The organism is Actinoplanes sp. DH11 (assembly GCF_020873875.1).
GTDB lineage: Bacteria > Actinomycetota > Actinomycetes > Mycobacteriales > Micromonosporaceae > Actinoplanes.
Genome location: NZ_JAHWGU010000012.1, coordinates 97,989 through 112,623 on the forward strand (window position 1 = coordinate 97,989; position 14,635 = coordinate 112,623).

Genomic DNA, 14,635 nt, shown 5'->3' on the forward strand with positions numbered 1-14,635 from the left:
GCGGGCGCGGCGATGGTGATTGAGGCCGGGCCCATGGTCACTTTTCGGTTACCGAGTTTCGAAAAAGTGCCTTCTTCCCAGCTCAAGGCTGGTCACTTACGGTTTCTGGGTAACCGTAAGAGACTGAGGTGGGAGTACGACATGGCCGTGACCCTGGTGAACCCGAGCGGACTGCCGGAGATCCCCATCTACAAGCAGGTGTCGGTGGCGACCGGCTCGAAGCTGATCCACGTCGCCGGGCAGGTGGCCTGGGACGCCGACGGGAACAACATCGGCGTGGGTGACCTGGCCGCCCAGGTCGAGCAGTGCTACGTCAATGTCGGTGCGGCCTTGGCGGGCGTCGGCGCCACCTTCGACGACGTGGTGAAGCTGACCATGCATGTGGTGGACTGGCGCCCGGAGCAGATGCCGCAGGTGCTCGACGGCATCGCCCGCGCGGCGGCGAAGCTCGGCGTCACCCCGGCCGCCCCGGCGTCGCTGTTCGGCATCGTCGCCCTCGATGTGCCGGAGCACCTGGTGGAGGTCGAAGCGACGGCCGTCCTCGAGTGACCCTGGCGGACGGCGAGTTCGTGTTCCACGGCGAGCCGTCCGGCGCCTCCCGCGACAACGACCGCAGAAGCTAGCGGCGGCTGTTGCGGGAGGCCTCGATGTGGCTCAGGTATTGCTGGGTCCAGCCGCACATGCCGTCGACCACGGCACGTAACGCCTCGCCCGCCTCGGTCAGGTTGTAGTCCACCCGGGGCGGGACGGTGGGGTGCACGGTCCGTTCGATCAGGCCGTTGTGCTCCAGCATGCGCAGGTTCTGGGTCAGCATCTTGTGACTGATGCCGCCGATCTCGTCGCGCAGTTCGCTGAACCGCATCGTCCGCTGGCCGAGGAACTCGATGATCAGCAGCGCCCATTTGTTGGCGATGTCGGAGAAGATCTCCCGGGCGAGCGAGTCGGCCCGGGCCAGATCGGCCTCCGGCGGCAGGGCACTGATCTCCTGGCGGGTTCCCACCAGCCCACTCTCCATCAGTTCCCGGCCGACCACAAAACCGGCAGGGCCCGGGCGGCCACAAACCGGCAGATCCCAGGCGACCAGAAACCGGCAGACCCCGGGCGACCACAAACCAGGCGACTACAGAGCCGGGGACTCGGCGCGGCGGGCGAAGAGGGCTGCGGCGGCTGCTCCGACGCAGAGCAGGGAGCACATCAGCCAGACGGTGATGTAGGCGCCCTCGGTGGGCGTACTCCCGCCGGCCTGGACCAAGGCGGCCAGGATGGCGGCAACCACCGCTCCGGCGACTGCGCCGCCCAGGGTTTTGACGTTGTTGTAGAGGGCCGTCGTGATCCCGGTCCGGGACGGGTCGGCGGTTTCCGCGATCACGGTGGGCATGGCGCCCAGGGCTACGCCTGCGGCCAGGCCGACCGGCAGTTTGAAGAGCAGGAGCTGCCAGAGCTCGTCGTGCAGGAGCGCCTGGGCCAGGAAGGTCGCCCCGATCGTCAGGAACGCGGCGATCAGGGTGGGCCGGTAACCGAAGCGGCCGGCGATCACCGCGGTCAGGTTGGATCCGACCACGGCGGCGACGGCGGCCGGGAGGGCGACCAGGGAGATCTGCAGCGCGGTGAAGCCGAAACCGTAGCCGGTGGTGTCGCGGTCGGCGGCGAGGAACGTGGCGTCCGGGGCCTGGCTGCCGAAGTAGACGATGCCGAACACGAACGAGCAGAGGAAGAACGGCGCCACGTGCCGGCCGGCCAGGGCGCGCAGGTCGACCAGGGGTTCGGCGGTGCGCAGTTCGAGCAGCACCCAACCGGCGAAGCCGGCCACCCCGAGCAGGGTCAGCAGCGCGCCGGCGGCGGTGGACGAGCTGAGCAGCGAGATGCCGGTGAGCAGCGCGACCATGGAGACGCTCAGGGCGGCGACGCCGGGCACGTCGAGTTTGCCGGTGGCGAGCCGCGAGGTTTCCGGGACGGCGAGGAACGACACGGGTACGCAGATGACCGCGAGGACGGCCGGGATCGCCAGCGTGAGCCGGGCGTCGCCGATCAGCTGGTGCAGGCCGGCGGTGATGACGCCGCCGAGCAGGCCGCCGAGGGCGAGCGCGCCGACCAGCCGGGCGATGGCGCGCCGGGCCAGGTCGACCGGCAGGCGGTCCCGCACCAGCGCGATCTCCAGGGGCAGCAGCGCGGCGAGCGGGCCGAGCAGGGCGCGGCCGGCGAGCAGGACCGGCAGGTTCGGGGCGATCACCACGAGGACGCTGCCGACTGCCACGCAGGCCAGGGCGACGCGCAGCATCCGGCGGTGGCCGTAGAGGTCACCGAGCCGGCCGAACGCCGGCACCGAGACCGCCGCCGCGAGCAACTGGACCGAGATCACCCAGTTCAGGTTCGCGTCGGAGATGCCCATCTCGGCGCCGAGGTCGGGCAGCAGCGGCGCCACCGCGCCCTGGATGAACCCGCTGGTGATCTCGAAGAGGACGAGCAGGCCGACGACGGCTGACACTTTCTGCCGGTCGAGCACAACGGCGCTCACGACGTGGCCGCCGTCCGCAGGCGGGTGGCGGCGAGGGAGGCGAGCGCGACGGCGGCCTCGGGCACGGCCCGGTCGTCGAAGACGGCCTGCGGGGCGTGGTTCATGGGGGCGGTGACCGGGTCGGTGCCGGGCGGCACGGCGCCGAGCATGAGGTACGCCCCCGGCACCTCGTCGAGGACGAAGGAGAAGTCCTCCGAGCCGGCGAGCGGCCGCGGTGCCAGCAGTACGCGCTGCTCGCCGAAGACCTCGCGCATGGTCCGGTACGCGAAGTCGGCCTCGGTGGCGTCGTTCACGGTGACCGGGTAGTTCTCCTCATAGTCGATCTCCACCTGGACACCGTGCGCGTCCGCGAGGCCGCGCACGACGCGTTCCACGCCGGCCCGGATCGCCCGGTGCGTCTCCGCCGAGAACGTCCGCACCGTGGCCTGGAAGGTGCCGCTCTCCGGGATCACGTTGAAGGCCGATCCGGCGTGCACGGAGCCGACGGTCAGCACGGCCGGGTCCCAGGCGTCGGCCGTCCGGGTCACCATGGTCTGCAGGGCGGTGACCATCTCGCAGAGCGCCGGCACCGGGTCGGCCGCGAGGTGCGGTGACGACCCGTGCCCGCCACGGCCGGTGACGGTCACGGTCACCGAGTCGGAGGCGGCCAGGACGGTGCCGGGCCGGGTGGCGATCAGGCCGAGCGGCAGGGCGGTGGCGGCGACGTGCAGGGCGTACGCGGCGACGACGCGCTCGCCGGCGGCATCCAGCACCCCCTCGTCGATCATGATTTTGGCGCCCCGCTGGCCCTCCTCCCCCGGCTGGAACATCAGGACCACGTCGCCGGCGAGTTCGTCGCGCCGGGACGCGAGCAGGTGCGCCGCGCCGACCAGGCCGGCCGTGTGCAGGTCGTGCCCGCAGGCGTGCATCACGCCGGGGATCTCGGAGGCGTACGCGACCCCGCTCTCCTCCTGGACCGGCAGCGCGTCCATGTCGCCGCGCAGCAGCACTGCCGGGCCGGGGCGTCCGCCGCGCAGCACAGCGGTGACCGAGGTGAGCGCCTTTCCCGTGGTGATCTCCAGGGGCAGCCCGCGGAGGGCTTCGAGCACCTTGGCCTGGGTCAGCGGAAGGTCGAGCCCGAGTTCGGGCTCCCGGTGCAGCGCCTGCCGCAGAGCGATGAGCCGCTCCGCGTAGGGAAGAGCGTCGGAGGAGGTGAACATGGCGGTATGGTCACCAGAGTGACCGCACCGGGCCGGGAATTGCAGAGATCCGCCACCGATGACCGCTGAGACGCCGGAAACGCTCACCCTCGACGAACTCGACTACCAGTTGCTCACCGCGCTGCAGCTCGCGCCGCGGGCCGACTGGCAGCGGATCGGCGCCGCGATCGGGGTGGACGGTTCCACCGCCGCGCGCCGCTGGAACCGGCTCTACCGCACCGGGCACGCCTGGATCGGCTGCCTCCCCGCGCAGCTCGCACTCCCCTCGGTGGTGCTCGCCCTGATCGAGGTGGACTGCGTGGCCGGCCGGCTGCCCGAGGTCGCCGCCGACCTCGCCGACGACCCCAACATCGTCACCCTGGAACACGTGACCGGCGCGCGGGACCTGCTGATCCAGGCCGCCTTCCCGGACCACGTGCAGCTCGGCCGCTATCTGAGCCTGCGACTGGGTCTGCTGCCCGGGGTGGCCGCGTCCCGCACCCAGATCGCGGTCACCGTGCACAGCGAGGGCAGCCGGTGGCGGCTGGACCGGCTCAGCGACCCCGCCCGGCAGGCACTGCTCGAAGGCCGGCCGGCGCCGCGCGGCACAAGTCACGTCTACACCGACGACGACCTGCGGCTCATCAAGGTGCTCAGCGAGGACCCGCGGCAACCGGCGGTGCGGATCGCCGAGCGGACCGGGCTCAGCCCGACCACGGTCCGGCGGCGGCTGGACCGGCTCGACGCGGACCGGTCGATCGTCTACCGCTGCGAGGTGGCGCGGTACGTCTCCGGGTACCCGATCTCGGTGTCGCTCTGGTGCACGCTGCCGCCCGGCGACACCGGCCGGGTCGTGAGCAAGCTCAGCGGGATGCGGGAGACCCGGTTCTGCGCCACGCTCTCCGGCTCGGCGAACCTGATCCTGATCGTCTGGCTGCGGTCGGTGCAGGAGATCGCCGCTTTCGAGGCCCGGCTCAGCGCGCAGGTGCCGGAGGTGACCATCGCCGACCGGGCGGTGGCTCTCTGGGTGCTCAAACTGGGCGGTCAGTTGCTCGATCCGCACGGGCGGCGGCTGCGGACCGTACCCCTCGGGTTCTGGAGCGACCCGGTCTCCGACGCTGCCGAAGACGAGCTTGTGGCCCGCCTCCGGCAGTCGGGTGGCTGACCGGCCCCTACTCGGTCAGCCGCAGGTAGTCCAGATTGAACCCACCGGCTTCACAGTAAACCGTGAGTCGCTGGGCGCCGGCCGGCACGGTGACGGGCACCCGGACCGGCCGGAAGGTTCCCCAGCCACCGGTGTCCGGCACGGTGACCGTGGCCAGGACCGTTCCCGAGGCGTCCCGGACGGAGATCGCGTCCGGGACGGCGGCACCCAGTCCGGTGGCGGCGCCGATCTCCAGCTGGTACGTGCCGGCGGCGGCCAGGTCGAAGTCGTAGCTCAACCAGTTCCCGGGCGCGGTCCACCCGACGTTGCGGCCGCCGCTCGCCGACGGGTTGTTCTCGACGAAGTTCGCGCCGCCCTCGGTCCAGCCGTGCTGCTCGGCGTAGGCCTCGGCCTCGACCGTGGCACCGGCGGGCGCACCGTGCGGCCGGACCGTCACGAGCACTGTCGTCTCGTCGTACCCCCGCCCGTCGGTGACCGCGACCGTCAGGCGCACCTGGCCCGCCACCGTCGGGGTGAGGGTGATCAGCCCGGTGTCCGCGTCGAGCCGGACGCCGGCCGGGAGGTCGGTGGCGTAGAACGAGAGCCGGTCCTGGTCCCGGTCGGTGGCGCGCAGCGGGATGCGCACGCTCGCGTACTGGTCGGCGGTCACGGCGGGGACCGCGGCCAGGCGCGGCGCCTGGTTGTGCCGCGCGGGACGGCCGGTGTCGGTCCAGCGATAGGTGGCGTACGAGCCCGCGGGCACCGTCGCCACGAAGCAGCGGTCGCCGAGCGTCACCCGTACCCTCGTGTCCTTGTCGTTGCTGTTGCCGACGACCGCCACGTAGCCCGTGCCGTGCCGCGCCTCCTGCCGGAACACGACGTTGCTGATGCCGGCGGCCGGTGCGCTCGACTGCACCCGCACATGGCCGGGCCCGAGGTGACGGGCGAACTGGCCGAGCTGGTAGGGCTCGTCCCGCACGGTGAACGTCTTCGTCGTGGTGTCCACCTTGACCATGCGGTTCGGCCACTTGCTGGTCCGGCCGACCTCGGCCCAGTCGACGTTGTTGTCCCGTTTGTCGGTCCAGTGCAGGGTGCCGCCGTCCTGGTCGGTGGCCTGCGCCCAGAGGATGTACGAGCTGGCGTCGAGCCGGAAGTCGTTCAGCACGGTGGCCGGTGACAGGTCGCTGGTCTCGGTGAGGTGGACCGGTTTGCCGAACTCCTCGTAGGCGTCCCGCATCACCGCCGGGTCCCCCCAGTAGGGATGGAAGGCGATCCCGTCGGCCGCACGCCGCGCCGCGGGGTCCTCGAAGATCCGGTGGTAGTTCTTGGTCGCCGTGCTGTTCGGGTCGCGCCAGTCCCAGAAGTTGAAGTCGTGGACGTACAACTCCGTGCTGAGCCGTGCCTTGCGCAGTTCCCGCTTGATGGCGGCGGACAACTTGACCTGTTGATCAATATTGATGTCCATCGCGGGGTACACCACGTCCATACCTGGCTCGTTCAGTAACGTCAACGCATCGATGTTGATGCCTTGACGTCGGTACGCCTGTATGTACTTGACGTAGTACCGCGCGAACACGTCAATACAGTCATCACGAAGCTTGCCCACCTGGTAGTACTCGGTCGCGCTGCCCGGCTTGAGTGCCACCTCACCGGTGAACCTGTTGTTCGTCTTCATCCAGGCCGGTGCGCTCCACGCCGACGCCAGGAACGTCGCCTTCGGGTTGTATTTCCGGATCAGCTTGATCGTGTCGACCATGTGCAGATCGATGTCGCGCTGGATGGAGAAGTACTTGAGGTCCCAGTCCGACGTGACGCCCGGCGGCAACTCGTCGTAGGACCAGAACGGCAGGTGCTCGATCAGGTCGGGGCTGCCGATGGTGAGCCGGAACCGGTCCAGGCCGGCGCCGGTGCGGGGATCGACCAGCAGGCGGATCGCCCGGTCCCGTTCGGCGGGCGTCAGCTTCCACAGGTTGGAGACGCTCGTCTCGTCGATCGAGATGCCGATGCCGGTGTACTTCTGCCGGGTCCGGCTCGGGTCGATCACCACGGTGGTGTCGGCGGTCTTGGCCGACCTGTCGAACAGTGCCGGAGGCAGCGGGGCCCACTGCGCGCCGCCGCCGGAATAGGTGCCGGTGACGACCGCGGCCTTCGCCGAGGTGCCTGCCGCTGACGCCGGTGCCCCGGTCAGGGCCGTCCCGGAAGCCGGCGCGCCGGTCAGGGCCGTCGCGGAAGCCGGCGCCCCGGTCAGGGCGGTCGCGGCGACCGTCGCCGCGACGAAGGACTTGAGCAGCATCAGTTCAGCACCCACTTCTGGTTGGCGCCGGCGCCGCAGGCCCAGATCTGGAGCCGGGTCCCGTCCGCGGAGTTGTTGCCGGTCACGTCGAGACACTTGCCGGAGAACTGGTTGACCAGCCGCTGGGTGGCACTGTCGTAGGTCCACTTCTGCGAACTGCCGGTGTGGCAGTCCCAGAGATGCGTCACGGTGCCGTCGGCGCTGCTGGGCCCGCTCACGTCGAGGCATTTGCCGAGCGACCGCAGCGTCCCGTCTGCGGCCCGGGTCCACCGCTGCGCGGCGCTGCCGTTGCAGGTGTGGAGCTGCACCGCGGTTCCGTTCGCGGTTGCCGCGCCGGCCACGTCGGCGCACTTGCCGGCCAGGCCGGTGATCGCACCGGTGGGCTGCGGTGCGGCGGTGCCGGACCAGGTGAACGTCGCGGTGGTACGGGCCGGCAGGGTGTACACGAAGGACTGCCCGGACCAGTTGACCCGGACGGACTGCGCCGACGTCCCGCCGTTGTGCGCGATCAGGGCCTTGGAGCCGTCCGGGTTGCGCCACGCGACGTTCTGCACGGCCGTGTTGTTGGACTCGATCCGGACCGCGCCCGGCCGCACGAACTTGGTGAGGTGCCCGGTCGTGTAGTACTCGACGGTGTAGTCGACCTGACCGGCCCGGCTGCCGCCCTCCTGCACGGTGATCAGCCCGGTGCAGGTGCCGCAGCCGCCGTTGTGCGGACCCATGTTCTGGTTCAGCGCCAGGCTCCACTTGACCAGGCTGCTGCTCCAGTTCCGGGCGTAGTTCACGATGTCGGCGAGGTCCTCGTTGTGCTGGTTGGTGATCCAGGTGCCGCCGGAGTGCTCGGTGCTGAACTGCTTGACCGACGGGTACGCGTCGTGCACCTGCGAACCGACGACCGGGTCACCGAAGTAGCCGTGCCAGGCGATGCCACCGAAGAGCGGATCGTTGCGCACGCCGGCGTCACCGAGGATGGCCGCGCCGAAGTTCGCGTAGTCGCCGTAGTTCCAGTCGTGGATCAGCACCTTCGTGGTGATCCCGGCGGCCCGGAAGGCGGGGTAGACGAAGTTCTTGGTGAACTCGACGAGCCCGGCCGGGTTCCAGCTCATCCCGGGGTAGTCCATCGCGGTCGGGTTGGCGGCCTGGCAGCAGTTCGGCTCGTTCTGCACCGAGATGTAGTTCATCGGCACGCCGGCGGCCTGGTAGCTCTGGATGTACTTGACCAGGTACTGCGCGTACGTGGGGTAGTGCTCCCACTTGAGCCAGCCCATCTGGTCCATCCGGCCGTTGTCCTTCATCCAGCCGGGCGCGCTCCACGGGACGCCCTTCACCCGCAGTGCCGGGTTCAGCGACCGGGCCTGCTGGGTCAGGAGACGGACGTTCGTGTCGTACCCGTTGGCGCCGAAGTCGTTGAGGTCGCAGCAGGTGTCGTCGAGCGAGACGTTGCCGGGCCGGGACAGGTCGGACGCGCCGATCGGGTTGCGGACGAACGAGAGACCGATCCCCTCGGCCGGGCTGAACAACTTGGTCATCACGCTGTCCCGGGTGGCGGCGCTGACCGGCCCGCCCCGCAACAGGTACGCGGTGGTGTCCGTGATCGACGCGCCGCCGCCCTCGAAGGTCTGGTAGGTGACGCCCTCGTTCACGGTGATCGTGTGGCTGGCGGTGCCGCCGGCCGGGCCGAACGCGACGGGGGCCTGCTGCTGGAGACCGCGGGTCACGGTGCGGCCGCCGCTGTCCGAGGTGGTGGTGAGGTGGATGTTGACGGTCTCGCCGGCGGCGAGCGCGGGGGATGCGGGGGACGCAAGGAAGGTAGTAGCGCCGACCACCGCTGCGAGCAACAACCTCATGGGGGACTCCCTGCTACGAGATGTAACAGGAAGGAAACCTTTGACAATCCAGCGGGGTCAATGAGTTCCGGTTCCGGATTGCGCTGTTCCGGTTCCGGAACCGTGAAACACGTCAGACACGGCCGGTGGAACCGCGAACCACCAGCTCGGTGGCGAGTTCCACATGCAGCGCGTCGAGCCGGTGGCCGCCGAGCATCCGCAGCAGCAGGTTCACCGCCATCCGCCCCATCTCGCCGAGCGGCTGCCGGACCGTGGTCAGCGCCGGCTCGCTGGCCTGGGCCAGCTCGATGTCGTCGAACCCGGCCACCGACAGGTCCGCCGGCACCCGCAGCCCGCGCTGGGCGGCGGCCCGCAGCGCACCGATCGCCATCTTGTCGTTGAACGCGACGAGCGCGGTCGGCCGGTCCGGCAGGTCGAGCAGCTCCGCCGCGGCCCGGTGACCCAGCTCGGCGGTCGGCTCGGCCACGAACCGGTTGAGCTCCGGCGCCTGCAGCACCCCGGCGTCGGCCAGCGGTGACAGGTAACCGGCGAACCGGTTCTCGCTGGCCAGCCAGTCCCGCGGGCCACCGATGATGCCGATCCGGCGGTGACCGAGTTCGATCAGGTGGGCGGTGAGCAGGCGGGCACCGGCGAAGTGCGCGGCGGAGACCGCGGCGATGTTGCGCGGCGGCGGGGTGCGCGGGTCGACCACCACGAACGGGAAGCCCCGGTCACGCAGCCGGACCAGCTCGGCGCCGGGTTCCGGCGGCAGGATCAGCACCGCGCCGGCCACGTCGCGGCGGCCGGTCAGCTCGCCCAGCACCCGTTCGCGCTGCGCGGACACCCCGGCGTTGAGGATCACCTGGAGGCCGTGCGGCTCGAGTGCCTCGGCGAGCGCGGAGACGATCAGTCCGAAGTAGTCGGTCAGCACGTACGGGCAGCGTACGAAGATTCCGGTGGCCCGCTCGCCCCGCCGCCGGGGCGCCTGCCGGCCGAGCCCGCCCATCGCACTGAGCACCCGGTCGCGGGTGTGCGGCGCGACGTTGGCCCGCCCGTTCAGGACCCGGGACACGGTGGCGATGGAGAGCCCGGTCTGTGCGGCCACGTCACGAACGGTGACGCGCCGGGATTCTGTTCCATCCCCCTGTTTCATCGATCGAAGCATAGACGGTCATACCTGGGTGCTAGGGGACATCCGGCTCCGCGGACTGACGATCGGCACCCCGTCGCGTACCTACCTTCACTCCCGCATCGAACGAACGCGTCAACGGGCGCGTCGACGGACCCGTCGACGGACGTGTCACCCGACGCGTCAAGGAGCCGGCTCTTGTCCGGCCGACCGGGAGGCCCTGATGAATCGCATGTGGATCGTCGCCGCGCTGCTGCTCGCCACGCCCGCGCTCTGGCTCTTCGGCCCCACCCAGGCGGTCGCGCCGGTGCCGCCCCGGGTCGCCGGCTGGTTCGGCCCCGACCCGGCGACCGCGACCACCGGGCAGGTGGCCGCGTACTTCGCGGCGCTGCCCCGGCCGGCCACCGACGACCTCGTCCGCCGGTACCCCGCGGTGGTCGGCAACCTCGACGGCGTACCCGCCGGGTTGCGTTACGCCGCGAACCGGGACCCGGCCCAGCCCGAGCGGCAGTACCTGGTCGCCGACCGGCACGGCGACGGCCGCGTCGTGGAAGTGCTGGGTGACCTCGGCACCGCGCGCCGGGTGACAATCCTGATCCCGGGCGTCGACACCAACCGCGCCAACTTCGACACCGGCCTCGGCGGGGTGGTGCGGCGCGCGCCGGCCTGGCAGGCACGCCGGCTGCACGCCGAGATCTCCGCGCTCCGGCCGGGTGCGCCGGTCGCGGTGATCGCGTGGCTGGGCTACGACACTCCCGAGGGCGTACGCCGTGACGCGCTCCGCGAGGACCGGGCGGCCACCGGCGCGCTCGCCCTGCGCCGGTTCGTCGCCGGCCTGCTCCAGGACCGGCCGCAGCTGGAGATCACCTTGGTCGGCCACAGCTACGGGTCGATCGTGGCCGCGCACGCCGCGGCCGAACTGCCGGCGCAGGTCACCGACATCGTGGCGATCGGCAGCCCGGGGATGGGCGTGCCGGACCGGGCCGCCCTGCGCACCGGCGCCCGGGTCTGGGCGGGCAGCGCCCCGGACGACTGGACCCGGCGCCTGCCCGGGGTGCGGCTGCTCGGCGTGGGGCACGGCCGGTTGCCGATCGACCCCGCGTTCGGGGCGCTGCGGTTGCCGTGCGCGGACGTGGCCGGGCACGACGGCTACTTCCTGAGGGGTACGTCGTCCCTGCGCGCCATGGCCCACCTGTCCCTGCCCAGCACCCCGCCCGCCGCCTCCACGTCTGCCGCCTCCGGCACCGCCACCGATCCTGCCGCCTCCGGCACCGCCACCGATCCTGCCGACTCCGGCACCGCGACCGATCCTGCCGTCGCCGGCCTCGCGTCCGGTCCTGGGTCCGTGCTGTGAGCGCGACACTCAAGTCTCGATCGCGGCGACCGCGCGGCGGATCCTCTCGTTACCGGCCCGGACGGCCTCCAGCCCGTACCGGTTCTCCTCGACCTTCCGCTGCTGGTAGGCCGTCTCCACGGCGGCACGGACACCGATGTAGTTCGTCTCCCGTTTGCAGCGCAGGTCGGCGGTCGCCACCGCGATCTCCGCCTCGGTCGCCGCCGGGGTCGCGAACGCCGGATCGTCGTTGGCCGCCGGCGGGTCGGCGTACTCGTGCCCGGAAGCCCGCATGCAGACACTCCACGCGGCACTCACCTGGCGCACCCGGCTGTCCGCGAGGCCCTGCTCGTACGCCTCGTGGCTGAGCGACTGCACCAGACCGGAGACCCCGGTGCCACCCAGCTGCTGTACCGCCTCCGCGTTGCATCCGGCGCCACCCTGCGGACCGTTGAGCACGACCTCCTCGGCCGCCGTCATGTCCTGCTCAGCACCGAGCTCCCGGCTGCGCTCGTCCGCCTCCGGATCGTGATAGCCGACCGTGGCCGCCCGCCCCGGATCGGCGAGCGTGTACCGCTTCTCGTTACGCCCCAGGAACTCGGGCAGGCTCGGCGGCAGCGGATAGGCGTACCCGGACCGCCGCATGCACCGCTGCACCAGCAGCAACCGCGCCCGGTCGAAGGCCCGGAACTCCTCGTCGCTGAGCCGGTAGGCATCCAGCGGGAGCGCGAACTCCCGGACGTCCCCCACCCGGAACGACATGTCGACGGGCGGCTCCGGTGGTGGCCCGACCGGCCGCGGCTCGGCGCCACAACCGGCGACCAGGGCGAGCGCGACAAGGACGATCATTCGTGGTGTCCGCACAGGCCGGAGCCTGCCAAGCCGTCCGCACATCGAGCACCGTCGAGGTCGCAGGGTGGCACGATCCCGGTACTGCCGGGCCCGTCCCGGTAAGAAACCGCCTCCCCGGCGCATTCCCCGGTGACAGAACACCTTCGACTGAGGACGGCCCATCAGTGGCAGAGCCTGAGAACGCGCAGGAGTTCACCGCGCTGTACGCCCAGAACCACCGACGCGTGTACGCCTACGCCGTGGCCCGCGCCGGCAGATCGCTCGCCGACGAGGTCGTGGCGGAGACGTTCCTCGTCGCCTGGCGGCGCTTCGCGCAGATGCCGTCCGGAGCGGCGCTGCCGTGGCTTCTCGGTGTCGCCCGCAACGTGATCCGCGAGCGGTACCGCGACGAGGAACGACAACGAGTCCTCGCCGCCGAGATGCTGACGTGGGCGGCCGACACACCCGACGTCGCCGACGGCGTCGCCGAACGGTCGGCGGTCCTGACGGCGCTCGCGGCGCTGTCCGAGAACGACCGTGAAGTGCTCACCCTGATCGCCTGGGACGGGCTGTCGCCACGCGCGGCCGCCCGGGTCGTCGGCTGCTCCACCCCGACGTTCCTGGTCCGTCTGCACCGGGCCCGCAACCGGCTCACGCGCGCCGCCGCGTCCGCGGAGGAGCCGGTGGCCCCTGCTGCCACTCCGCCGCCCGCCCGCACTGCGCCCGCCACCACTGCGCCCGCCACCACTGCGCCCGCCACCACTCGGCCCGCCACCAATCCGCCCGCCCTGAGGGAGCCGATCAGATGAAGCACACCGACGTCATGAAGTCCCTCGCCGACGCGCGGCCGGCCCGGCTCGACCCGCCCGGCGGCCCGGCGCCGCTGCCCTTCGCCCTGACGACCGCGCCCACCGCCGCCCGCCGCACCCGGCGGTTCCGTCCCGCCACCCTGATCCCGGCCGCCGGCCTCGCTGCCGCGGCCGTCGCAGCGGTCGCGATCAACACCGGCGGCCCGGCGCCGGCACCCGGCGGGGCAGCGCCGGCACCGGGCGGGTCCGCCACCGAGGCGGTACGCCCACCGACCGCCGCCCAGCTACTCCTGACGGCCGCCGAGCGCAGCACCCGCGACACACCCGCCGCCGGGCGCTACCTGATCGTCCGGACGGAGAGCGGTTCGGTGCTCACCGTGCGATCCGGCACTTCGACGTACGAGATGACAGACCGGACGGCGTACGAGATCTGGTTGTCCCGCACCGGCCAAGAAGCCACCCGGACCGTCTCGCAGGACCTCGGCATGACACCGCTCACCCCGGCCGACGACGCCGCCTGGCGTGCCGCGGGACAGCCCGGGACGGTGCTGGTCGGCAAACCACTGCCGACCGGCGACCTGGGCCCCGCATCCCCGGTCAGCACCTCAGGCGGTCCGCGGCAGACGTCCACGCTGGACAGTCGGGACATCTACGCGCTGGGTGACGCGGGCGTCTCCGTACCCGATCTGGAAAAGCTCCCGGCAGACCCGGCGGCGTTGCGCAGCGCGTTGCTCAAGCACTTCGACGGCGGAGGCGGCGACCTGCCCACCGACCGCGAGCAGTGGCTGCTGAGCGTCGCCACCGGTCTGATCACCGACATCCCGGTCAGCGGCCCGGTCCGCGCGGCAGCCTTCCGCCTGATCGCCGGCCTCCCGGGCGTACGCCTGCTGGGCACCGTCACCGACCAGCGCGGACGCCAGGGCGACGGCTTCGCCTTCACCGCGGCGACCCCCGCCGGCGGCTCCATCGAGCGCCGCTTCATCATCGACACCGCAACCGGGCGCGCCCTCGGCGAAGAATCCCACGTCCTGCGCCCGGCGGGCGCGACGGCCAGGCTCAAGCCCGGAACCCTGCTCGGCTACACCCTCGTCCTGGCCCAGCAAACCACCGACCAAACCCCTCCGAAGTAACCGACCGCAAGCGGCGGGGTGTGGGCCAGCCTCCAACCTCACCCCGCCGCCGGCCGGCCGGGCCACGCGACCGCTTCAGCAGCATCGTGGAAACGGATGCCATCGACGTCGTCGGGCCTGCTCGAAGCCCGAAGCGCCGCTACCGATGGATCGGGCACGTCGACTGACTTCCGACGTCAGCGAGCCGGCGATACAACGACTCCGTCCCGGCAGGTCGCGTCGGAGCAGGCGCCCATAGAACCAAGGAAGCACTCGTAGACGGCGAACGGGGCTGGCTGCAAAGAGCCAACCCCGCGCCGGCGCGTCTCAACACGCCTGGGGCGCTAGAAGAAAATCGATATCGTTATCAATATCGAGGCCGATCCGCATCGTCACCCTCCACGCAGCGTGCTAGCGTGCCCCCGAAAACGGAAGTCATTTTCAAGTAAATGACTGTCCAGAAGGGAG

12 protein-coding genes are annotated in these 14,635 nt (G+C 71.4%); 5 read left to right on the forward strand and 7 right to left on the reverse strand.

Annotated elements, in window-relative coordinates; all coding sequences use genetic code 11:
* Window positions 1-141: 141 nt before the first annotated feature.
* Window positions 142-549, forward strand: coding sequence for a RidA family protein (locus LPA41_RS19140; RefSeq protein WP_229071999.1), 408 nt, complete (start codon window positions 142-144; stop codon window positions 547-549).
* Between the two features lie 70 nt (window positions 550-619).
* Here the strand turns inward: LPA41_RS19140 and LPA41_RS19145 are convergent, their stop codons facing one another.
* From LPA41_RS19145 to LPA41_RS19155, 3 genes are all read right to left on the reverse strand, one after another.
* Window positions 620-1,000 (reverse strand): helix-turn-helix domain-containing protein, encoded by a 381-nt coding sequence (locus LPA41_RS19145; RefSeq protein WP_229072000.1) that lies wholly within the window; start codon window positions 998-1,000, stop codon window positions 620-622.
* Window positions 1,001-1,120: 120 nt separating this feature from the next.
* Window positions 1,121-2,515, reverse strand: a complete 1,395-nt coding sequence (locus LPA41_RS19150) for an MFS transporter (protein ID WP_229072001.1) — start codon at window positions 2,513-2,515, stop codon at window positions 1,121-1,123.
* Entirely contained in the window at window positions 2,512-3,714 is a 1,203-nt protein-coding gene (locus LPA41_RS19155; RefSeq protein ID WP_229072002.1) for a M20 family metallopeptidase, read from the reverse strand. Before LPA41_RS19155 ends, LPA41_RS19150 begins: the two co-directional genes overlap by 4 nt.
* A 58-nt stretch (window positions 3,715-3,772) precedes the next feature.
* Here LPA41_RS19155 and LPA41_RS19160 point away from each other — a divergent pair, with 58 nt between their 5' ends.
* Window positions 3,773-4,858, forward strand: coding sequence for an Lrp/AsnC family transcriptional regulator (locus tag LPA41_RS19160; protein WP_229072003.1), 1,086 nt, complete (start codon window positions 3,773-3,775; stop codon window positions 4,856-4,858).
* A gap of 7 nt (window positions 4,859-4,865) precedes the next feature.
* Here the strand turns inward: LPA41_RS19160 and LPA41_RS19165 are convergent, their stop codons facing one another.
* The 3 genes from LPA41_RS19165 to LPA41_RS19175 all read right to left on the reverse strand — a co-directional run bounded on the left by LPA41_RS19165 (window position 4,866) and on the right by LPA41_RS19175 (window position 10,061).
* Complete coding sequence (locus LPA41_RS19165) at window positions 4,866-7,130, reverse strand: carbohydrate-binding protein (RefSeq protein ID WP_229072004.1); 2,265 nt, start codon at window positions 7,128-7,130, stop codon at window positions 4,866-4,868.
* Complete coding sequence (locus LPA41_RS19170; RefSeq protein WP_229072005.1) at window positions 7,130-8,977, reverse strand: RICIN domain-containing protein; 1,848 nt, start codon at window positions 8,975-8,977, stop codon at window positions 7,130-7,132. The genes LPA41_RS19165 and LPA41_RS19170 overlap by 1 nt, the downstream gene beginning before the upstream one ends.
* A gap of 112 nt (window positions 8,978-9,089) precedes the next feature.
* Window positions 9,090-10,061, reverse strand: a complete 972-nt coding sequence (locus tag LPA41_RS19175; RefSeq protein ID WP_229072006.1) for a LacI family DNA-binding transcriptional regulator — start codon at window positions 10,059-10,061, stop codon at window positions 9,090-9,092.
* A 247-nt stretch (window positions 10,062-10,308) separates the two neighbouring features.
* Between LPA41_RS19175 and LPA41_RS19180 the strand changes: the two genes are divergently transcribed.
* Window positions 10,309-11,439, forward strand: a complete 1,131-nt coding sequence (locus LPA41_RS19180) for an alpha/beta hydrolase (RefSeq protein ID WP_229072007.1) — start codon at window positions 10,309-10,311, stop codon at window positions 11,437-11,439.
* A gap of 9 nt (window positions 11,440-11,448) precedes the next feature.
* On the opposite strand, the gene LPA41_RS19185 is transcribed toward LPA41_RS19180, so the two are convergent.
* Window positions 11,449-12,282: a hypothetical protein gene (locus LPA41_RS19185; RefSeq protein ID WP_229072008.1), complete on the reverse strand. Its 834-nt coding sequence runs from the start codon at window positions 12,280-12,282 to the stop codon at window positions 11,449-11,451.
* 152 nt (window positions 12,283-12,434) lie between these two features.
* Here LPA41_RS19185 and LPA41_RS19190 point away from each other — a divergent pair, with 152 nt between their 5' ends.
* Complete coding sequence (locus tag LPA41_RS19190) at window positions 12,435-13,058, forward strand: RNA polymerase sigma factor (protein WP_229072009.1); 624 nt, start codon at window positions 12,435-12,437, stop codon at window positions 13,056-13,058.
* A complete protein-coding gene (locus LPA41_RS19195) occupies window positions 13,055-14,188 on the forward strand; it encodes a CU044_5270 family protein (RefSeq protein WP_229072010.1) in 1,134 nt (377 codons plus the stop codon). The genes LPA41_RS19190 and LPA41_RS19195 overlap by 4 nt, the downstream gene beginning before the upstream one ends.
* The last annotated feature ends 447 nt before the right edge of the window (window positions 14,189-14,635 follow it).

Coding starts and splice junctions, on each gene's coding strand:
- LPA41_RS19160 (WP_229072003.1), top strand. CDS start 3,773: ATGACCGCTGAGACGCCGGAAACGCTCACCCTCGACGAACTCGACTAC.
- LPA41_RS19155 (WP_229072002.1), bottom strand. CDS start 3,714: ATGTTCACCTCCTCCGACGCTCTTCCCTACGCGGAGCGGCTCATCGCT.
- LPA41_RS19165 (WP_229072004.1), bottom strand. CDS start 7,130: ATGCTGCTCAAGTCCTTCGTCGCGGCGACGGTCGCCGCGACCGCCCTG.
- LPA41_RS19170 (WP_229072005.1), bottom strand. CDS start 8,977: ATGAGGTTGTTGCTCGCAGCGGTGGTCGGCGCTACTACCTTCCTTGCG.
- LPA41_RS19195 (WP_229072010.1), top strand. CDS start 13,055: ATGAAGCACACCGACGTCATGAAGTCCCTCGCCGACGCGCGGCCGGCC.
- LPA41_RS19180 (WP_229072007.1), top strand. CDS start 10,309: ATGAATCGCATGTGGATCGTCGCCGCGCTGCTGCTCGCCACGCCCGCG.
- LPA41_RS19140 (WP_229071999.1), top strand. CDS start 142: ATGGCCGTGACCCTGGTGAACCCGAGCGGACTGCCGGAGATCCCCATC.